20 protein-coding genes are annotated in these 19,302 nt (G+C 66.2%); 10 read left to right on the top strand and 10 right to left on the bottom strand.

Annotated elements, in window-relative coordinates; all coding sequences use genetic code 11:
- Positions 1–288: 288 nt before the first annotated feature.
- Positions 289–1,263 carry an RluA family pseudouridine synthase gene (locus tag ARC63_RS12390; protein ID WP_057503453.1) on the top strand — a complete coding sequence of 325 codons (975 nt, stop codon included), beginning with the start codon at positions 289–291 and terminating at the stop codon, positions 1,261–1,263.
- A 102-nt stretch (positions 1,264–1,365) separates the two neighbouring features.
- Here the strand turns inward: ARC63_RS12390 and zupT are convergent, their stop codons facing one another.
- The 3 genes from zupT to ARC63_RS12375 form a co-directional block, all read right to left on the bottom strand.
- The gene (gene zupT, locus ARC63_RS12385) at positions 1,366–2,175 is read right to left on the bottom strand and encodes a zinc transporter ZupT (RefSeq protein WP_010486740.1); all 810 of its coding nucleotides are present in this window, start codon (positions 2,173–2,175) and stop codon (positions 1,366–1,368) included.
- A 98-nt stretch (positions 2,176–2,273) separates the two neighbouring features.
- Positions 2,274–2,690: an energy transducer TonB gene (locus tag ARC63_RS12380; RefSeq protein WP_010486743.1), complete on the bottom strand. Its 417-nt coding sequence runs from the start codon at positions 2,688–2,690 to the stop codon at positions 2,274–2,276.
- On the bottom strand, positions 2,687–3,037 hold the full coding sequence (locus ARC63_RS12375; protein ID WP_005417612.1) for a 4a-hydroxytetrahydrobiopterin dehydratase: 351 nt from the start codon (positions 3,035–3,037) through the stop codon (positions 2,687–2,689). Before ARC63_RS12375 ends, ARC63_RS12380 begins: the two co-directional genes overlap by 4 nt.
- 90 nt (positions 3,038–3,127) lie before the next feature.
- On the opposite strand from ARC63_RS12375, the gene ARC63_RS12370 reads away from it, so the two are divergent.
- A complete protein-coding gene (locus ARC63_RS12370) occupies positions 3,128–3,727 on the top strand; it encodes an NfuA family Fe-S biogenesis protein (RefSeq protein ID WP_010486746.1) in 600 nt (199 codons plus the stop codon).
- A 10-nt stretch (positions 3,728–3,737) separates the two neighbouring features.
- Positions 3,738–5,504 (top strand): hypothetical protein, encoded by a 1,767-nt coding sequence (locus ARC63_RS12365; protein ID WP_057503452.1) that lies wholly within the window; start codon positions 3,738–3,740, stop codon positions 5,502–5,504.
- A 105-nt stretch (positions 5,505–5,609) separates the two neighbouring features.
- Here ARC63_RS12365 and ARC63_RS12360 read toward each other — a convergent pair whose 3' ends face one another.
- Positions 5,610–6,023 carry a barstar family protein gene (locus ARC63_RS12360; RefSeq protein WP_010486750.1) on the bottom strand — a complete coding sequence of 138 codons (414 nt, stop codon included), beginning with the start codon at positions 6,021–6,023 and terminating at the stop codon, positions 5,610–5,612.
- Entirely contained in the window at positions 6,023–6,475 is a 453-nt protein-coding gene (locus tag ARC63_RS12355; protein ID WP_029380094.1) for a guanyl-specific ribonuclease, read from the bottom strand. Before ARC63_RS12355 ends, ARC63_RS12360 begins: the two co-directional genes overlap by 1 nt.
- 220 nt (positions 6,476–6,695) lie before the next feature.
- Between ARC63_RS12355 and ARC63_RS12350 the strand changes: the two genes are divergently transcribed.
- A complete protein-coding gene (locus tag ARC63_RS12350) occupies positions 6,696–7,307 on the top strand; it encodes a superoxide dismutase (protein ID WP_005410310.1) in 612 nt (203 codons plus the stop codon).
- A gap of 60 nt (positions 7,308–7,367) precedes the next feature.
- On the opposite strand, the gene ARC63_RS12345 is transcribed toward ARC63_RS12350, so the two are convergent.
- Entirely contained in the window at positions 7,368–8,216 is an 849-nt protein-coding gene (locus tag ARC63_RS12345) for an endonuclease/exonuclease/phosphatase family protein (protein WP_057503451.1), read from the bottom strand.
- 162 nt (positions 8,217–8,378) lie between these two features.
- Between ARC63_RS12345 and ARC63_RS12340 the strand changes: the two genes are divergently transcribed.
- Positions 8,379–9,944: a POT-type proton-dependent oligopeptide transporter gene (locus ARC63_RS12340; protein WP_049409328.1), complete on the top strand. Its 1,566-nt coding sequence runs from the start codon at positions 8,379–8,381 to the stop codon at positions 9,942–9,944.
- A gap of 7 nt (positions 9,945–9,951) precedes the next feature.
- Entirely contained in the window at positions 9,952–10,578 is a 627-nt protein-coding gene (locus ARC63_RS12335) for a rhomboid family intramembrane serine protease (protein WP_010486760.1), read from the top strand.
- Between the two features lie 43 nt (positions 10,579–10,621).
- On the opposite strand, the gene ARC63_RS12330 is transcribed toward ARC63_RS12335, so the two are convergent.
- Complete coding sequence (locus ARC63_RS12330; protein ID WP_049453088.1) at positions 10,622–10,807, bottom strand: hypothetical protein; 186 nt, start codon at positions 10,805–10,807, stop codon at positions 10,622–10,624.
- A 185-nt stretch (positions 10,808–10,992) separates the two neighbouring features.
- On the opposite strand from ARC63_RS12330, the gene ARC63_RS12325 reads away from it, so the two are divergent.
- From ARC63_RS12325 to cfa, 3 genes are read left to right on the top strand one after another with little or no spacing between them, the layout of a single operon-like run.
- The gene (locus ARC63_RS12325; protein WP_006455911.1) at positions 10,993–11,295 is read left to right on the top strand and encodes a GNAT family N-acetyltransferase; all 303 of its coding nucleotides are present in this window, start codon (positions 10,993–10,995) and stop codon (positions 11,293–11,295) included.
- A 37-nt stretch (positions 11,296–11,332) separates the two neighbouring features.
- The gene (locus ARC63_RS12320) at positions 11,333–12,214 is read left to right on the top strand and encodes a DUF3298 and DUF4163 domain-containing protein (protein ID WP_057503450.1); all 882 of its coding nucleotides are present in this window, start codon (positions 11,333–11,335) and stop codon (positions 12,212–12,214) included.
- Positions 12,215–12,233: 19 nt separating this feature from the next.
- The gene (gene cfa, locus ARC63_RS12315; protein WP_057503449.1) at positions 12,234–13,349 is read left to right on the top strand and encodes a cyclopropane fatty acyl phospholipid synthase; all 1,116 of its coding nucleotides are present in this window, start codon (positions 12,234–12,236) and stop codon (positions 13,347–13,349) included.
- 92 nt (positions 13,350–13,441) lie between these two features.
- Here the strand turns inward: cfa and ARC63_RS12310 are convergent, their stop codons facing one another.
- Positions 13,442–15,610, bottom strand: coding sequence for a M3 family metallopeptidase (locus tag ARC63_RS12310; RefSeq protein WP_057503448.1), 2,169 nt, complete (start codon positions 15,608–15,610; stop codon positions 13,442–13,444).
- A 130-nt stretch (positions 15,611–15,740) separates the two neighbouring features.
- Here ARC63_RS12310 and ARC63_RS12305 point away from each other — a divergent pair, with 130 nt between their 5' ends.
- Positions 15,741–16,220 carry a glutathione peroxidase gene (locus tag ARC63_RS12305; RefSeq protein ID WP_057503447.1) on the top strand — a complete coding sequence of 160 codons (480 nt, stop codon included), beginning with the start codon at positions 15,741–15,743 and terminating at the stop codon, positions 16,218–16,220.
- A gap of 94 nt (positions 16,221–16,314) precedes the next feature.
- Here the strand turns inward: ARC63_RS12305 and ARC63_RS12300 are convergent, their stop codons facing one another.
- Both ARC63_RS12300 and ARC63_RS12295 read right to left on the bottom strand, forming a co-directional pair.
- Positions 16,315–17,094, bottom strand: a complete 780-nt coding sequence (locus tag ARC63_RS12300; protein ID WP_010486777.1) for a ferredoxin--NADP reductase — start codon at positions 17,092–17,094, stop codon at positions 16,315–16,317.
- 80 nt (positions 17,095–17,174) lie between these two features.
- Positions 17,175–19,046: an ABC transporter ATP-binding protein gene (locus ARC63_RS12295; protein WP_057503446.1), complete on the bottom strand. Its 1,872-nt coding sequence runs from the start codon at positions 19,044–19,046 to the stop codon at positions 17,175–17,177.
- Positions 19,047–19,302 lie beyond the last annotated feature (256 nt).

Below are 19,302 nucleotides of genomic sequence, written 5' to 3'. Positions count from 1 at the left end.
ACCACGGCAGGCCGCGGGAGCGCTTCACTCTTATGGGTTTTGGGGTGTTACAGGCCGCAGGCAGCTGTCAGCCAGGCTGGAGCGCCACGCGGGACATGTTCAGCACGGTTGCGTGTCAGGCATCCGGCGATGGCCGGGAAGGCCGGTGAGCCGCTAACATGGCCGCCCCGCGGGCGGTGGTCGCGCACTGTGCCGGATTCGTCGGAAGCTGGGCTTCTGGCCCTGAGTAACTTCCAACGAAATCAATCCCTTATCTCGCCCCCCGAGTGTAACAGAATAAACAGCCTGATGACCGCCCAAGACCCGACCAAACCCGCTGGCGACAAGCCTTCCGTGCGCATGATCACCGTTCCCGCCGACCGCGCCGGCCAGCGCCTGGACAACTTCCTGCTTGGCCAGCTGAAGGGCGCCCCGCGCAGCCTGGTCTACAAGCTGGTGCGCAGCGGCCAGGTACGGGTGAATGGCGGCCGTGCCAAGGCCGAACGCAAGCTGGAGGCGGGTGACGAGGTGCGTGTGCCGCCGGTCCGTCTCAGTGAGGAGGGAGACAAGGCCGGCCCGCCGGAGGCGTTCATGCGCCGCCTGGAGCAGGCCATTGTCTTCGAGGACGCCCGCCTGCTGGCCCTGAACAAGCCCACCGGCGTGGCCAGCCACGGTGGCAGCGGCATCAGCTTCGGCGCCATCGAGACCCTGCGCGCGCTGCGCCCGGGGCAGACCCTGGAGCTGGTCCACCGGCTGGATCGCGACACCTCGGGCCTGTTGATCGTGGCCAAGAAGCGCTCGGCGCTGAGCGAACTGCAGGCGCTGCTGCGTGAAGACCACGGTGCCGGCATCCGCAAGCGCTACCTGACGCTGTTGGCCGGACGCATGCCCGACGGCGTGATGACGGTTGACGCGCCGTTGCATGTGGGCCTGCGCCAGGGCGGCGAGCGCCATGTGCAGGTCAATGTGATCGGCAAGGAATCGATCAGCCACTTCCGGGTACTGGAACGTCGTGGCGGCCATTCATACTGCGAGGTGCGTATCGAGACCGGCCGCACCCACCAGATCCGCGTGCATGCCCAGCATCTGGGGCATCCAGTGGCCGGTGACGACAAATACGGCGATCCGGCGGTCAACAAGCGGCTTCGTGAGCAGATCGGCCTGAAACGCCTGTTCCTGCACGCGGCTTCGCTGGAGTTCGCGCTGGACGACGGCAAGACCCCGTATGTGCTCAATGCGCCGCTGGCCGATGAGCTGGCCGAGGCGCTGGACCGCCTGAAGTAAGGAACCCTTGTAGAGTCGGGCCATGCTCGACTGGCGTTCCGCGCGAGCCGACCGGAGAGCAGTCGAGCGTGGCTCGACTCTACAGGGCGAGCCGGGAGTCCCTCACCACTTGAACAACACCAGGCTGATCGCCAGGGTGCCCATGCCGGCCACCAGGCCATACACGGTTTCGTGGCCCTTGGCATAGCGCTTGGCCGCCGGGAGCAGCTCATCCAGCGCAAGGAACACCATCACGCCGGCGATCAGTCCGAACACCCAGCCAAACGTGGCGTGCGACAACGATCCTGACAGCAGCCAGTAGCCCAGCGCCGCGCCCACCGGTTCGGCCAGGCCGGACAGCAGGCTGGCACTGAACGCATAGAACTTGTTCTGGGTGGCGAAGTACACCGGCACCGCGATCGCGATGCCCTCGGGAATGTTGTGGATGGCGATGGCGAAGGCCAGTGGCATGCCCACCGATGGGCTTTCCAGTGTGGCAAAGAAGGTTGCCAGCCCTTCCGGGAAATTGTGCGCGGTGATCGCGACCGACGTCAGTAGTGCGACCCGCTTCAGGTACTCGCGGCTGTTCTCGCGGAACGCGGGGTCTTGCTTGTCCAGGCTGTCGTGCGGATTGGGAATGAAGTGGTCGATCAGCACGATCACGATCACGCCCAGCAGGAAGGCCAGGGTGCCGTAGGTGAAACCGGTACGTTCGCCATAGGCCAGCGCGAACGAAGCAATGGACTTGTTGAGGATCTCCGACAGCGACACATAGACCATCGCGCCGCCGGCGAAGGCCAGGCCGAATGCCAGCAGGCGCGGGTTGGGGCGCCGTGAGAACAGCACCAGCAGGCTGCCGATGGCGGTGGCGAGGCCGGCCGCAAGAGTGACCGCCAGTGCGATCCAGATGTTTTCGGGAGGAATCTGCAGCATGTACCGACGCGGTCCTGGTCAATAGACAACCGCCCCGGGCAAGGCCGGGGCGGCGAGGGCGAGGCGGGCGTCGGCTGGCCTCGTCGGGGCGCGGGCGATCAGCCGCCGCGGCGCAGGCGTTCTTCGATGGCGAAGCACTGGTCCGGCTTCGGCTGCGGCGGGTTGAAGCTGACCGGTACCTGGATGGTGGCCGGCACTGCAGCACCGTTGCGGGTGGCGGCCTTGAACTGCCAGCCCTGCACGGCGGTCCTGGCCAGTTCGTCCAGTTGCGGGTTGCCGGCCCCGGTCAACAGCGCGACCTCGCTCGGCTTGCCGTCGGCGCCGATGGTCACCTTGAAGGTGCTGGTGCCGCCCACGCCCATGCAGGCCAGCTCAAGCGGGTACTGCGGCGGCGGCGTCTTCACCGCGGCCACCTCGGTCGGCGGCGGCGGTGGTGGTGCCGGTGGTTCGGACGGGCCACAGCCGGCCAGGCCGGTCGCAGCGATCAGGGACAGGCTCAGCAAACGTACGTTCATGGCAGTTGCTCCGTCAGGGCCGAAGTCTTTGCCGCGCAGATGAAGTCGTTCTCGCTCAGGCCGCCCACATCGTGGGTGGAGAAGCGCACGACCGCGCGGTCGTAGTGCACGCCCAGGTCCGGATGGTGGTCCTCGTGATGGGCGATCCAGGCCAGCGCGTTCACGAAGGCCATGGTGGCGTAGTAATCCTTGAAGCGGAAGGTGCGCGTCAGGGCCTGCCCGCCCTCGCTCAGCTCCCAGCCGGGAACCTGCGGCAGCAGTTCGGCCAGGCGGGCCTCGCCAAGCTTGTGGTCGCTGCCTTTGCGCGGCACGCAACGGGCCTGGGCCAGTGGAATCAGGTCGGCCATGGGAATCTCCACCTCGTGTTGACTGAACAATGCGCCGGACGGTGTATAAACCGAATGAGCGGCTGACGCTTACTTGGCTAGAATAGCCTGATGATCCAGATCTCCGACACTGCTCAGACCCATTTCCGCAAGCTGATCGAACGCGAGGGCGTGCCCGGCATGGGCGTGCGCCTGAGCGCGGTCGACCCCGGTACCCCGCGCGCCGATGCCCGGCTGGAATTCGCCGAACCGACCGACCTGCTCGGTGACGAGTGGGCGGTGGACTGCGATGGCTTCACCCTCTACGTCGATGCGAGCAGCGTCGGCTGGCTCGACGGCGCCGAGATCGACATCGTCGCCGGCACCGCCGGTACCCAGCAGCTGACCATCAAGGCACCGCGCATCAAGGGCGAGGCCCCCGGCGATGCCGCGTCGCTGGTCGAGCGCGTGCACTGGGTGGTGGAGAACGAAGTCAATCCGCAGCTGGCCTCGCACGGCGGCAAGGTGGCCGTGCAGGAAGTTTCGGCCGACGGCGTGGTGCTGCTGCGCTTCGGTGGTGGCTGCCAGGGCTGTGGCATGGCCGACGTGACGCTCAAGCAGGGTATCGAGAAGACTCTGATGGGCCGCGTGCCGGGCGTGACCGCCGTGCGCGATGCGACCGACCACGACAGCGGCCACGCGCCGTACATCCCGCGCGGCAACGTCGCCTGACCGCTGACGCGTGCCTCTGACCCGGGCCGAGCAACTCATCGAACTGCTGCTGGCCCGCCAGCAGCCACGCGCCGTCCTCGAGAAGTCTACGCGCCTGCCCTATGGCTGGGCGCTGTGGCTGCGCTCGCTGGGCCCGCTGCCGCGGCCGTTCCACGCCCGCGAAGTGATTGCGGTATTGCTGCCGCGCCCGCTGCCTGGGCCGCCGGGTCAATCGCCCCGGCTGTCACCGTGGCAGTCGCTGCGACGGCTGTTCTGGCAGGACTGGGACGCTGCGCCGCGCGATCAGCGCTGGATGCGCTGGACCTCGGCGTTTGCCAGCGCGCTGCTGCACCTGCTGTTTTTCATGCTGCTGCTGTGGGTTGCGGTGATCCGCACCACGGCACCGGAAGCAGAGGGCGCCGAAGGCGAGCGTGTGCAGGTGGAATTCGTCGGTCGCGCCAGCCAGGAAGGTGGTGGCGATCAGCCGGGTGCCGAAGCGGCTGCGGCTGCACCGGCGGGTCAGGTTGCCGCCGGCCAGGAGGCAGGGGCAGCGACGGCACCTGAGCCACGTCCTGCGGCCGCGTCGGCGCCTGCACCCGCGCCGGCTCCAGCACCGACAGCCAGCGTGCCGTCGCCGCCGGCCGAAGCCGAGCCGGCCCCGCTTGCGGCCCCGCCACCCTCGCCGGTGCAGGCCACCGAAGTAGCGCAGGCTAGTACGGATTTCGTGGTGCCACCGGTGAGCGTGCCGCGCACGGAGGTCAGCATCGTGCCGCGTGACACCACGCCCGCAGTGCGCGAGCGCAGCGTGCAGCCGGTGCAGGCGCCGCCAACCCCAACCGCACTGCGTGCGCCGGAAATCGCGGTGCGGACGCCGCAGCTGCGTGACATCCAGGTGCAGGAGCGCGAAGTCAGTACGGTCGATGCACCGGCGGTGTCGCAGCCGCTGCGCACGGCCGATGTGCAGGTGCGGGTACCGCAGCGCGACGTGCAGGTGCGCGAGCGTGAAGTGCAGGCGGTGGTCGATCCGCAGGTGCGGATGGCAACCGTTGCCGGTCGTGATCCGGCGGTGCGTGCGCCGGCGGGTCGTGACGTACAGGTGCGCGAGCGCGAAGTAGCCTCGGCACCGGCCGCAGCCCCTTCGTCTTCCAGTGGGAATGCACCCGCGGCAACACCCGCGCCGGCAGCCAATGGCAGCGCGACGCAGGCGAGCAGCAGCACTGCGCGGCCTGCTGCATCCAGCACGACCCCGGCTCAGGCAGGAGCGCGCCCGGCCCCCAATCCGGGCAACTGGGCCACCCCCGCCAAGGGTGATGACTGGGGTGCATCGAGCCGCAACCATGACGGCGCCGACAAGGGCGCCCGCCAGGCCAGCGCCACCGGCAAGGGCAGTGGCCTGTTCAATGCCGATGGCAGCGTGCGTGTGCCGGGCCAGGAAGGCGAGGGTCGTGCCGAGCGCGGTGCGCCCGGGGGTGCCAACGATGGCTGGAGCAAGGAACGCATCGCGCAATCGGGCACCTGGTTGAAGCGACCGCCTTACGACTACACGCCCACTTCGTTCGACAAGTACTGGGTCCCGCAGGAATCGCTGCTGGCCGAGTGGGTGCGCAAGGGAGTCAAGGCAATGGAGATTCCATTGCCGGGTACCAGTACGAGGATCTCCTGCGTGATCTCGATCCTGCAGGCCGGTGGTGGCTGCGGCCTGACCAATCCGAACATGCAGGACCAGCCGGCCGTGGCGCGACCGCCGCCGGACATCCCGTTCAAGAAGGAACTGCAGGAAGACAACGGGAGCCGCTAGGCAAGGCGGGCGCGCCACACAGTGGCCGGCTCGCGCTTGGGTAGGTGCCAACCTTGGTTGGCACAGAAGCGCCGACCAAGGTCGGCCTCTACCAGGGCACTGACCTTACGCGCTCTGCGAGAGGAACACCCAGAACGGCACGTCGCGGCCGACCCAGTCGCGGCTGGCTTCGTCCATCACGTCCAGCAGGGTGTCAAAGTCCTTCTGCGTGGAGGCGCGCAACGTGTCCACGTCGGCCAGGAACAGCGCGTAACCGTTGGCTGGCAGCCACTGCAGGTCGCGCAGGTTGTCCGACAGCGCATCCCAGTTGCCGCCGAAGCCGGTCGGGAAATCCAGTTGCGCGGCCAGCCGGGCGAGCAGGGTGCGCTTGTCGCCCACGCCTTCCAGATCGATGCGGATCACCTTCAGCCCGGCATCGCGCATCGCTGCGGCAAGTGCGCCGATGTCGTCGCTGTCGATGGCGTAGACGCCAGCATTGTTGATGTCATGCAGGCCGAGGCCGAAATCATCGTGGCTCATCACTGCGCTCCCTGGGCCGGTACGGTGAAGCTGCGGAACGATTCGTAGTGGTCGTCGGTGTAGTACCACGCCTCCGGCGGATCGCCGCCGGTGACGATGCGGCGCGTGCCACGGGTGCGGGCGCCGGGGGTATCGACGGTGTATTCGCGGTAGTAGCCGCGCGGGCGTTGCGGCAGCTGCTGCTCGCGGTTGCCGAACGTGCTGCCGTCCTGGCGGTGCGGGAACGGGCCGCCACGCTGGATCAGGGCGATGGTCTGCCGGGCTTCAGCGGGCAGGAACGCGGGAAGTCCGCTGTTCTTGCCGGGCGAGGCGGTGGCCGGCGCGCGCGCGGCAGGCGCACCCTGCAGGTCCGGCGCGAACTGCGGCGCCGGCGGGCGCTGCATGAAATGGTTGACGACCAGGCCGAGCAGCAGCAGGGCGATGGCGGTGATTAGCAGCCGGGGGTTGCGCATGGGCAAGGAGCGGGCGAGGGCGGTGCAGGCACTGTAGCGCCTGTGCGCTGCACGGTGCATGAGGATGGCATCGCGTCACTGCTGCGTAACAATTGCCGTCGTGCTCACTGGCAGGACGCAATTTCCTTTACATCCCCCTTGGTAATCTTGCGGTCTGTCCCCATCATTCACCGCGCAACGCCCGACACCGTCGGGTGCCCTCGCAATCAGGAGATGCATCATGGCCTATACCCTGCCCAAGCTGTCCTACGCCTACGACGCGCTGGAACCGCACATCGATGCGGCGACGATGGAAATCCATCACACCAAGCATCACCAGACCTACATCAACAACGTCAACGCGGCGCTGGAAGGCACCGAGTACGCTGACTTGCCGGTCGAAGAACTGGTGAAGAAGCTCAAGTCGCTGCCGGAGAACCTGCAGGGTCCGGTGCGCAACAACGGTGGCGGCCATGCCAACCACTCGCTGTTCTGGACCGTGATGGCTCCGAATGCTGGCGGCAACCCGGTGGGCGACGTGGCCAAGGCCATCGACAAGGACCTGGGCGGCTTCGACAAGTTCAAGGACGCCTTCACCAAGGCTGCGCTGACCCGTTTCGGCAGCGGCTGGGCCTGGCTGAGCGTGACCCCGGACAAGAAGGTCGTGGTCGAGAGCACCGGTAACCAGGACAGCCCGCTGATGGAAGGCAACACCCCCATCCTCGGCCTGGACGTGTGGGAACACGCGTACTACCTGAAGTACCAGAACCGCCGTCCGGAATATATCGGCGCGTTCTTCAACGTCATCGACTGGAACGAGGTCGAGCGCCGTTACCAGGAAGCGATCGCCTGATCGCGGTGATGGGATGAACGGAGAAGGCCGGGGAAAACCCGGCCTTTTTTGTTGCAGGAGTCATTCGGTAGTGGCGGTATCACCCTGCAGGCGCAGGGTGGCCATCACGCCCAGGCGCAGGCCGGGCAGGTCGCCGTCGGCCGGCAGCAGGATCGGCTGCTGGCGGATGCCGCCGAAGTGCTTGACCTGGAACAGCACATCCAGGCCATGACCGCTGCTGCCGCCGCCACTGGCCGCAGGCGCCTCGACGCGACCGCCGGGATTGCGCCGGGCGGGCTGGAACCCCGGGGTGCTGCGCACGAGCTCGACGGTGGTTGCCGAGAAATCGCCGGCGATCAGGCTGGGCATGCCCTCGGCGGTGGCGCCGATCCAGGTCATCAGGTCGCTGGTCTGATGCTGGCGGGCGGTGGCCTCGTCCGGGTCCGGGCGCAGCCGTGCCACATAGATGTTGACCAGTGCCTCGCCCAGCTTCAGCCGCATCATGCCGGCGGCGCTGAAGGTGCCGGGTGGGTGCAGCAGGGTCACGCCATCCTCGCTGACCGGCAGCCGGGTCAGCATCGCGTTTCCATGCCGCAACGGCTGGCTGGGCGGATCGGCGGTAACGAAGTCGCAGCTGTAGCGCAGCCGGGTGGCGAGCCAGCAGGCCGGGTTGCGGCCCTGCTGCTGCAGCACCTGCTGCACCGAGATCACGTCCGGTTGCAGGTCGGTCAGCAACTGTGCGACCTGTTCGCGGCGCAACTTCCATTGCGCATCATCGCGGCTGGGCAGCTCCAGCGCGGCCACGGTCAGTTGGCGGGGCTCGCTTTCGCTGGCCGTTGTGGCCGGTGCCTGCGGCCGCGCCTGCGCCTGCAACGCCATCAGCAGCACCAGGCAACTGAGCAGGAGACGGGCGGGGGCGAGGGGGCGCATAACGATAAGTTTACGCTTTTGTCGTGCAGGTGCCGTGACTTCCGGCATGGCATGCGGTGTCTGCCATGGATTGGCACCGTTGTCATGCAGCCCTGCAGCGTGCTTCGCAAGCCCTGCTTCCGGTAATCTTGCGCCTTTCGCTTTGCAGGATTGCCTTACAGGATGAGCCACGACGCAGTTGCCCCCATCGCCGGCCAGGGAAAGATGCCGCGCCAGATCCCGTACATCATCGGCAATGAGGCCTGCGAGCGGTTCAGTTTCTACGGGATGCGCAACATCCTGGTGCAGTTCCTGATCACCTCGCTGCTGCTGCAGGAAATCACTGCGGAAGGCCGTGCCGGTGAAGCCAAGGACATCATGCACAGCTTCATGATCGGCGTGTATTTCTTCCCGCTGCTCGGAGGCTGGCTGGCCGACAGGTTCTTCGGCAAGTACCACACCATTCTCTGGTTCAGCCTGGTCTACTGCGCCGGCCACTTGTGCCTGGCGTTGTTCGAGAACAGCCGCGAGGGCTTCTTCCTCGGCCTGGGCCTGATCGCGCTCGGTGCCGGCGGCATCAAGCCACTGGTGGCCTCGTTCATGGGTGATCAGTTCGACCAGAGCAACAAGCACCTGGCCAAGATCGTCTTCGACGCCTTCTACTGGATCATCAACTTCGGCTCGCTGTTCGCCTCGCTGCTGATCCCGCTGGTGCTGAAGAACTGGGGCCCGCAGTGGGCGTTCGGTATCCCGGGCATCCTGATGTTCATCGCCACCTTCGTGTTCTGGCTGGGCCGCAAGCGCTACGTGCTGGTGCCGCTGCCGCCGAAGGATCCGCATTCGTTCGCCAACGTGGTGCGTACCGCACTGACCACGCGCGTGACCGGCCAGGGCCGTCCGGGCCTGGTGATCGCCGTGCTCGGCCTGGTGCTGGCAGCAGCCTCGTTCAGCCTGGTCGGCTCGCTGGGCATCGTCATCTGCCTGTGCCTGGCGCTGGTGTCGATCCTGGCGGGCATCGGCGGCGGCACCTGGCTGCAGCTGGAGCGTGCCCGTGGCCAGCATCCGGCCGAAGCCGTGGAAGGCGTGCGCTCGGTGCTGCGCGTGCTGGTGATCTTCGCGCTGACCACGCCGTTCTTCTCGCTGTTCGACCAGAAGGCCTCGACCTGGGTCCTGCAGGGCCAGCAGATGCAGATGCCGAGCTGGTTCACCGCCTCGCAGATGCAGGCGCTGAACCCGCTGCTGGTGATGATCCTGATCCCGTTCAACAACCTGGTGCTGTACCCGGCCCTGCGCCGCTTCGGCTTCGAGCCGACCGCGCTGCGCCGCATGACCGCCGGTATCGCCTTCAGCGGCCTGGCCTGGATCGTGGTCGGCGGCATCCAGGTGGTGATGGACGGGGGCAACGCCATGTCGATCTTCTGGCAGATGCTGCCGTACGCGCTGCTGACCTTCGGTGAGGTGCTGGTCTCGGCTACCGGCCTGGAGTTCGCCTACAGCCAGGCGCCGCAGGCCATGAAGGGTGTGGTCATGAGCTTCTGGAACCTGACCACCACCATCGGCAACCTGTGGGTGCTGCTGTCCAATGCAGCCGTGCGCAATGACGTGGTGACCCACAAGATCGCCAGTACCGGCCTGAGCGAGGCGGCATTCCTGATGTTCTTCTTCGCCGGTTTCGCCTTCGTCGCGGCGTTGGCCTTCGGTTGGTACGCAAAACGCTATCGTATGGTCGACAACTACCGTAGCGCCTGAGCCTGACATGACCCCCGTCAATCTGCTGTTGATCGCCATCACCGCCATCCTGTCGTGGATGGCGTTCAACAACCGCAAGCTGGCCGACCGCCTGATCCTGTGGCCGCCGGCCATCGACCGTCACCGCCAGTACGACCGGCTGGTGACCTATGGCTTCATCCATGCCGACTGGTCGCACCTGATCTTCAACATGATCACCCTGTTCTTCTTCGGGGGATTCATCGAGAGCGTGATGGTGCAGCTGACCGGCAGCTACCTGACCTACCCGGCGTTCTACATCGGTGCGCTGCTGGTCTCGATCCTGCCCAGCTACCTGAAGAACCAGAAGAACCCGAACTACCTCAGCCTGGGTGCGTCCGGGGCGGTGTCGGCGGTGCTGTTCGCCTTCATCCTGATCAAGCCGTGGTCGATCATCCTGGTGTTCTTCATCCCGGCGCCGGCCATCGTCTACGCCGCGTTCTACGTCGGCTACAGCATCTGGATGGACAAGCGCGGCGGTGACCGCATCAACCACAGCGCCCACCTGGCGGGCGCGGCGTTCGGCGTGATCTTCATGCTGGCCATGCAGCCGAGCATCTTCACCCACTTCCTGCGCGAGCTTTCCAACCCGACCTTCCGCCTCGGCGGCGGTTGATGGCGGGAGCGGGGCGGATCGGCAGCGATCCGCCCCGGCAGGCTCAGATCGCGGTCTGCTGGCCGTAGGTGTCCAGCAGGCGGGCGAACACTTCCTCGCCGATGCGCTGGAAATCCTGGTCTTCGGTCTGCCCTTCCACCGCCAGTTGCAGCAGGCCCTCCAGCAGAGCGCGGTCGGTATCGGAATGGGGATCGCTGGGGTGCATCGGTGCCTCCGCGGTGGTGCGCATGATCAACGGTCGCAAGGGCCGTGCCAGCCTGGCCGTACCCCTCCACAGGCGATAGCGGCCGCCGGCCCTCCAGCTTGAGGGTCGAAAACTGACGTGAACGGACTGGACTTGCCCCTGTTCAGGCTTCACGCGATCATGGCGCCCGGCTGCGCACCATCCACGCAGTCGCCGCAGGAGACAGTTCCATGGCTTCGGTCACGCCCCCCGGTCTGGCCTACGAGGTCGAACACGACTTGGCCAACCATCGCTTCACCGCCCGTGTGCGCGGACAGCTGGCGGTGCTGGATTACCAGATCAAACGCAGGCGCATGGTCATCACGCATACCGAGGTGCCCGAGCCGATCGCCGGCCGGGGCATTGCCGGTGAGCTGACCCGTGTGGCGCTGCGTTTTGCCCGTGAGCAGAAGTACAAGGTGGTGCCGGCGTGTTCCTACGCCGAGGCCTTCCTGCAGCGGCATGAGGAGTACCACGACCTGCTCGTTGGCTGAATGCCAGCGGGCCACGCTTCAGCCATGGCAGGCGATGATGTACAAACATGAACAGGGGATCCCGATGAAGATTGGAAACAACCGGCCATTGCACGGCAGCGTGCTGGCCGGCGTGGTGGGCGTGCTGTTGCTGGCCGGTTGCCAGCGTGAGAGCGAACCGGCACCGGTGGCCGACGGGGCACCTGCCGCCGAGACCACCGCCGCAGGCGAAACGCCGGCCACGGAAGCGCCGCTGGACCTGCGCGACGTGATCGATAACAACGAACGCGAAGTGGTGGGCATCAGCTACCCGGCCGGCATCGACCGCTACCCGGGCCTGGCACGCGCGCTGCAGGACTATGCCACCAGCGCTCGCAGCGACCTGCAGCAGGCACTGGACGGGCTGGGCAATGACAAGCCGACCATGCCCTACGAGCTGTCGCTGAGCTTCGAGAAGCTGCTGGAAACGCCACAGCTGGTGGTGGTCAGTGCCGATGGCAGCCGCTATACCGGTGGCGCCCACGGCGAGCCGCTGGTGGCGCGTTTCGTGTGGCTGCCGGCGCAGCAGCAGATGCTCAGCGCCGACAAGCTGGTGGCCGATGCCAAGGGCTGGAAGGCGATCAGTGATTTCGTTGCCGACCAGCTGCGCGAACGCGTGGCCACGCGGCTCAGCGGCGAGGACATGGACCCGGCCCAGCTGCAGGAATCGCTGCGCAACGCATCGCGCATGATCGCCGACGGTACCGGCCCGCAGGCCGACAATTTCAGCCAGTTCCAGCCGCTGACCGACGACAAGGGGCAGATCACGGCACTGCGCTTTGTTTTCCCGCCCTACCAGGTGGGTCCATACTCGGACGGCACCCAGACCGCCGATGTTCCGGCGGCGGTGCTGTTGCCGCACGTGGCCAAGGACTACGTGGAGCTGTTCGCACGCGGTTGACCGCAGTCGAGGAGGTGGCGTGGATACAGGGTTGCAGGAGCGGGTCGCCGGCCTGCTGCAGGAAGCCGGGGTCCGCATCGGCGGTACCCAGCCACAGGATATCCAGGTGCATGACCCGCGCTTCTTCGCGCGGGTCATGGGCCAAGGCTCGCTCGGCCTCGGCGAGAGCTACATGGAGGGTTGGTGGGATGCCAACGTCCTGGATGATTTCCTCGTCCACCTGATGCAGGCGCACCTGGACGAACGGGTGCACGGTTGGCGCGAAGTGGCCGATGCGCTGAAGGCGCGCCTGTTCAACCTGCAGGTGGGGCAGGGCAGCTACGAAGTCGGCCGCCGCCACTACGACCTCGGCAACGATCTCTACCAGGCCATGCTCGGCCAGCGCCTGGTCTACAGCTGTGGCTACTGGCGCAATGCCGACGATCTCGACACCGCGCAGGAAGCCAAGCTCGACCTGGTGTGCCGCAAGCTGGGGCTGCGCCCGGGTCAGCGTGTGCTGGACATCGGCTGTGGCTGGGGCGAAGCCCTGAAGTTCGCAGCCGAGCGCTACGGCGTCAGCGGCGTCGGCGTGACCATTTCACAGGAACAGGCCGAGTTCGCGCGCGAGCTGTGCGCGGGGCTGCCGATTGAAATCCGCCTGCAGGACTACCGGGAACTGGACGAACCGTTCGATGCGATTTTCTCGATCGGCATGTTCGAGCACGTCGGTGACAAGAACTACGCCAGCTTCTTCGAGGTGGCCAAACGCTGCCTGTCGCCGCGTGGCCTGCTGCTGCTGCACAGCATCGGCACCAACATCTCGCGGCATCGCACCGATCCGTGGATCGCGCGCTACATCTTCCCCAACTCGATGCTGCCGTCGGCAGTGCAGATCACACGGGCGTTCGAAGGCCGTTTCGTGCTGGAGGACTGGCACAACTTCGGTACCGATTACGACCTGACCCTGCAGGCCTGGCGACGCAACGTGGAAGCGGCGTGGCCGCAGCTGGACACGCGTTACGACGAGCATTTCCGCCGCATGTGGCGGTTCTACCTGGCCGGATCGATGGCCACCTTCCGCTGCCGGCATGCGCAGTTGTGGCAGCTGGTGCTGTCGCCGGAAGGCGTGCCGGGCGGGTACGTGGCGCCACGCTGATCTGCAAGAGCATCCACGCCATGCGTGGATGACCCAACAAAAAACCGCCCGGTTTCCCGGGCGGTTTTCGTTTCAGGCTGCCGCAGCGGCGATCAGTTGCCGGCGCCGGTCAGGCCACGCTTTTCCAGCAGCGGTTCGATCTGCGGCTCGTGGCCGGCGAAATCGCGGAACAGCTGCATGGCATCCACGCTGCCACCCTTGGACAGCAGCGTGGCGCGGAAGTGGTCGCCGTTCTTGCGGCTCAGGCCGCCGTTGTCCTTGAACCACTTCTGGGTGTTGGCGTCGAGCACTTCGGACCAGATGTAGGCGTAGTAGCCGGCCGAGTAGCCACCCATGATGTGGCTGAAGTATGGGGTCTTGTAGCGCGGCGGAACCGGCGCGTAGTAGATGCCGTCCTTCTCCAGCGCGGCGCGCTCGAAGGCCATCACGTCCTTGGCGGCCGGCACCTGGTCGGCGCCGATCTGGTGCCAGCGCTGATCAAGCATGGCTGCACCCAGGTACTCGGTGGTGGCGAAGCCCTGGTTGAACTTGGCCGCCGCCAGCACCTTGTCCAGCAGCGCCTGCGGCATCGCCGAACCGTTCTGGTAGTGCTTGGCGTAGTTCTTCAGGATGACCGGGTTGTCGGCCCACATCTCGTTGACCTGCGAGGGGAACTCGACGAAGTCACGCGGCACCGAGGTGCCCGAGAAGTACGGGTACTTCACGTTGGAGAACATGCCGTGCAGGGCATGGCCGAACTCGTGGAAGGTGGTGTTCACCTCATCCCAGGTCAGCAGGGTCGGCTGGCCGGCCGGCGGCTTCGGGATGTTCAGGTGGTTGGCGACCACCGGCTTGAAGCCGGTCAGCTTGGACTGCGAAACGTAGGAATTCATCCACGCACCACCGCGCTTTGAGGCGCGTGCATACGGGTCGAAGATGAAGATCGCCAGCTGGCTGCCGTCGGCGTCGAACACGTCGTAGACGGTGACGTCATCGTGGTAGACCGGCAGGTCGGTGCGCTGCTTGAAGGTCAGGCCGAATTCCAGGTTGGCGGCATGGAACACGCCGTTCTCCAGCACGTTCTTCATTTCGAAGTACGGCTTCAGCTGCGACTCGTCGAAGTTGTACTTGGCCTGGCGCACCTTCTCGCTATAGAAGGCCCAGTCCCACGGTTCCAGCTGGAAGGTCGGCTTGCGCGCGGCCTTCTGTTCCTTGTCGATCATCGCCTGCAGGTCGGCGGCTTCGCGCTTGGCGTTGGCCACGGCGGCCGGGGCCAGCTTGCCCAGCATCGCGTTGACTGCTTCGGGGGTCTTGGCGGTCTGGTTGGTCAGGTTGTAGGCGGCGAAGTTCGGGAAGCCCATCAGCTTGGCCTTGTCGGCACGCAGCTGCATGATGCGCGAGACCAGCGCGGTGTTGTCGAACTCACCGCCACGGCTGCCACGGCTGACCGACGCTTCGTAGATCTTCTGGCGCAGGGCGCGGTTGGCCAGGTTGGTCAGCGGCGGCTGGCCGGTGGTGTTGAGCAGGGTGATCACGTACTTGCCGTCCTGGCCGCGGACCTTGGCGGCTTCGGCAGCGGCGGCGATCTGCTCCTTGGACAGGCCGTCCAGCTCCTTGACGTCGTCGACGGTGATTGCCGAAGCGTTCACTTCCGACTGCACGTTCTGGCTGAACTTGGTGCCCAGGTTGGCCAGCTCGGCGTTCATTTCCTTCAGCTTGGCCTTGTCGGCGTCGGACAGCTTGGCGCCGGCGCGCACGTAGTTGTCGTAGTACTTCTCGACCAGGCGCACGCCTTCGGCGTCCAGGCCCAGCTGGCTGCGGGTGTCGTACAGTGCCTGGATGCGCGCGAACAGCTTGCCGTTCAGCGCGATCGCATCGCTGTGCGCGGCGAACTTCGCCGAGTAGTCGGCCTGCAGCTTCTTGCGGGTGTCGTTGGTATCGGCGCCCACCAGGCTGAAGAACACGGTGGTCGCGCGGTCGAGGATGTCACCGCTCTTTTCCAGCGCGATGATGGTGTTGTCGAAGGTCGGCTTGGCCTTGTTGTTGGCGATGGCCTCCACTTCCTTCAGCTGCTGCGCCATGCCGGCGTCGAAGGCTGGGGCGAAGTCGCTGTCCTTGATCTTGTCGAACTGCGGGAAGTGCAGCGGCAGCGGGCTTTCGGCGAAGAACGGATTGGCCTGCTGGGCATGGGTGCTGGCAGCCGGGGTGGCGGCGCCGGCGGAGAAGGCGGGCAGGGCAAGGCCGAGGGACATGGCCACGGCAAGGGCAAGGCGAGTGGTCAAGGTAGGAACTCCGGTAAGGCAGACAAGGGCCCGAGGTTAACCCGGCCGGCCGCGCCCGCACTTGTGTCAAAAGGCATGCTGGTGGGGCCGGGCGCGGGTACCATGCATTCACCGCCCACGGCCCGCCATCATGACCAGCGCCTACGATTTCAGCTTCCGTGACCTCGACGGCCAGCCGCAGGCGCTGGATCAGTACCGGGGCCGTCCCTTGTTGCTGGTGAACGTGGCCAGCCGCTGTGGTTTCACCCCGCAGTACACCGGGCTGGAGCAGCTGTGGCAGGACTACCGCGAGCGCGGCCTGGTGGTGATCGGCTTCCCATGCAACCAGTTCGGTGCGCAGGAGCCCGGCGACGCCGCGCAGATCCGCCAGTTCTGTTCGCTGGATTATCCGATCAGCTTCCCGCTGTCGGAGAAGATCGAGGTCAACGGCGAGGGGGCTGATCCGTTGTGGGCCTGGCTGTCACGCGAGAAGCGCGGCCTGCTTGGCAGTGCCCGTATCAAGTGGAATTTCAGCAAGTTCCTGGTCGACCGCCAGGGGCGGGTAGTGTCGCGGCATGCGCCCACCACCAAGCCGGAGCAGCTGCGCGACGAGATCGAAGCGGTGTTGTAGAGCCGAGCCCACGCTCGGCTGCTTGTCCGGCCGACATTGAGCGCGCGCGGTGCGCGCGAGCCGAGCGTGGGCTCGGCTCTACAGCTGCAACGGTTTACTTCTCGACGAACGCGCGCTCGAAGACATAGTGGCCCGGCTGGCCGATGCGCGGCGAAACCTGGAAGCCACGCGCGTCGAGCACGGTGCGCAGGTCGGCCAGCATCTGCGGGCTGCCGCAGATCATCGCGCGGTCGTTTTCCGGGCTCAGCTCCGGCAGGCCGAGGGTGCGCTGCATTTCGCCGCTCTCCATCAGCTGGGTCAGGCGGCCCTGGTTGGCGAACGGTTCACGGGTGACGGCCGGGTAGTACAGCAGCTTGTCGCCGATCATCTCGCCCAGGAACTCATGCTCACGCAGTTCCTTCTCGAAGTAATCGCGGTAGGCCAGGTCTTTTTCGTAGCGCACGCCGTGGCACAGGATCACCTTCTCGAAGCGCTCGTAGGTTTCCGGGTCCTTGATGACCGACAGCCACGGTGCCATGCCGGTGCCGGTGCCCAGCAGATACAGGTTCTTGCCCGGGTGCAGGTCGCTGATCAGCAGGGTGCCGGTGGGTTTCTTGCCAACCAGCACCTTGTCGCCCGGCTTGATGTGCTGCAGGCGCGAGGTCAGCGGGCCGTCCTGCACCTTGATGCTGAAGAACTCCAGATGCTCTTCCCAGTTGGCGCTGGCGATGGAATAGGCGCGCAGCAACGGCCGCGCCTCGGTTTCCAGGCCGATCATCACAAACTGGCCGTTCTCGAAGCGGAAGCCGCTGTCGCGGGTGGTGGTGAAGCTGAAGTAGGCGTCGGTCCAGTGACGGACCTCAAGCACCGTTTCGGCGCCGAAAGCGGAGGACATGGGCGTATCTATCGAAAGTCGTCGGGGGTGATTCTATCTCAAATGAGACAGGTTCTCATTAGGCGGAACGAGAGGCGTTCTCAGCGGTAACCCGCTGCCTGCAGCTCGAACAGCTCGGCGTACCGTCCTCCCTGGGCCATCAGCTGCTCATGGGTGCCGCTGGCCTCGATGTGGCCATCGGCCAGCACCAGGATGCGATCGGCCATGCGTACCGAGGAAAAACGGTGGGAAATCAATACTGCGGTGCGATTATCCGCCAGTTCCCTGAACCGCTGGAACACTTCAAACTCACTTCGGGCATCCAGCGCTGCGGTTGGCTCATCCAGGATCATCACCTGCGCATTGCGCATCCACGCGCGGGCAATGGCGATCTTCTGCCATTGGCCACCGGACAGGTCCACGCCCTGCTTGAAGCGGCGGCCGATCAGCTGGTCGTAGCCGCCGGGCAGGTCGTCGATCACGTCCTCGGCCATGCCGCGCCGCGCGGCGTCGGCGATGCGTGCCTGGTCGTCCATCGCCTCGACCTGGCCGACGCCGATGTTCTCGCCGGCGCTGAGGTTGTAGCGCACAAAGTCCTGGAAGATCACCCCGAGGTTGGCGCGCAGGTCGTCCAGGTCGTAATCGCGCAGGTCACGGCCATCGAGCAGGATGCGGCCCTCGTCCGGTTCGTACAGCCGCGCCAGCAGCTTCACCAGCGTGGTCTTGCCCGCTCCGTTCTCGCCGACCAGGGCCAGCACTTCGCCGGCGTGCAGCTGGAAATCCAGATGGCGCACCGCCCACTGTTCGGCATCGGGATAGCGGAAGCCGACGTTCTCGAACACGAAGCCCTGGCGGATCGGCTGCGGCACGCGCACAGCGCCTTCACGCGAGTGGATTTCCGGCTGGATCTGGAAGAACGAGAACAGGTCATCCAGATACAGCGCCTGGCTGGCCACCTGCGAGAACCCGATCAGCAGGCCTTCCAGCAGCTGGCGCAGGCGCAGGAAGCTGCCGGCAAGGAAGGTCAGGTCGCCGATCGAGAAGTCGCCGCGCACCGTGCGCCAGGCGATGTAGGCGTAGGCGGTGTAATACCCCAGCGTGCCCAGCGCAGCCAGCAGCGTGCCCCAGAACGCGCGGCGCCGGGCCAGTGCACGGTTGGCCTGGAACAGCGCCACTGACAGCCGCCGGTAGCGCTCCACCAGGAAGCGGTGCAGGTTGTAGATCTTCACTTCCTTGGCCGTTTCCACGCTGGCGCCGAGCTGGCGCAGGTAGTCGAGCTGGCGGCGCTCGGGCGTCCACTGGAAGTTGAGGCTGTAGCCGGCCGCGTTGAAGTGCGATTCGCCGATGAAGGCCGGCACCAGCGCCAGCGCCAGCAGCAGGATCAGCCACGGCGCGTAGACCAGCAGGCCGACGGCAAGGCTGGCCACGGTGATCGCGTCCTGCACCTGGCCGAACAGCTGGCTCATCAGGTTCATCCGGCCCATGGTCTGGCGCCGCGCGCGGTCCAGCTTGTCCTGCAGGTCCGGATCCTCGAAGTCCTCCAGATCCAGCGTTGCCGCGTGTTCCATCAGCCGGATGCTGGTGACGTTGGCGAACAGCTCCGAGAGCAGCGCATCGGCGTAGCTGACCAGGCGGCCGAGCAGGTCCGAGCCGATGGCCAGGCCGAATTCCAGCGCCAGCAGGCCCAGCAGTGGGTTGAGCAGACCACTGGACAGCGCTTCGCCCAGCGGCGGGAAGCCGGCATCGTGCTGGCTCAGGTGCAGGGCGCTGTCGATGATCAGCTTGCCGACGTAGAGCATCGCCACCGGCAGCAGTGCACGGATCAGGCGCAGCCCGAGGCTGGCCAGCGTCAGCGCCGGACTGGTCTTCCAGACCATGCGCAGGAAGGGGGGCAGATTGCGCATGGCCCTGAAGCGCTGGCGCAGGCTGGGTTTCTTCGCGGCGGCAGCGCCAGCGGTGGGGGGAGCAGGCATGCGCGTATTGTGCGCGCCTGATACGTGCAGATGGGGTCAGTGCAGCCGTGTGGCCGGCACCGGGATCAGATCCCTTTGCAAAGGGAAGGGATCCAGCCCCCCGTATCCACGCATGGCGTGGATATACCGTGTCGACCAAGGTCGACACCTGCCAACAGCAGTAGAAGTCTGTCGAGGGCGGGGTGGGTCAGGTCGCAGGGGCGTGAGCCGCATGGGCACGAGGCATGCCTCGGGCGGGTTGGGCAGGACGCCCAAC

Origin of the sequence: Stenotrophomonas geniculata ATCC 19374 = JCM 13324, from assembly GCF_001431625.1 — a bacterium.
GTDB classification, from domain to species: domain Bacteria; phylum Pseudomonadota; class Gammaproteobacteria; order Xanthomonadales; family Xanthomonadaceae; genus Stenotrophomonas; species Stenotrophomonas geniculata.
This window is presented reverse-complemented; position numbering and strand designations above follow the sequence as displayed.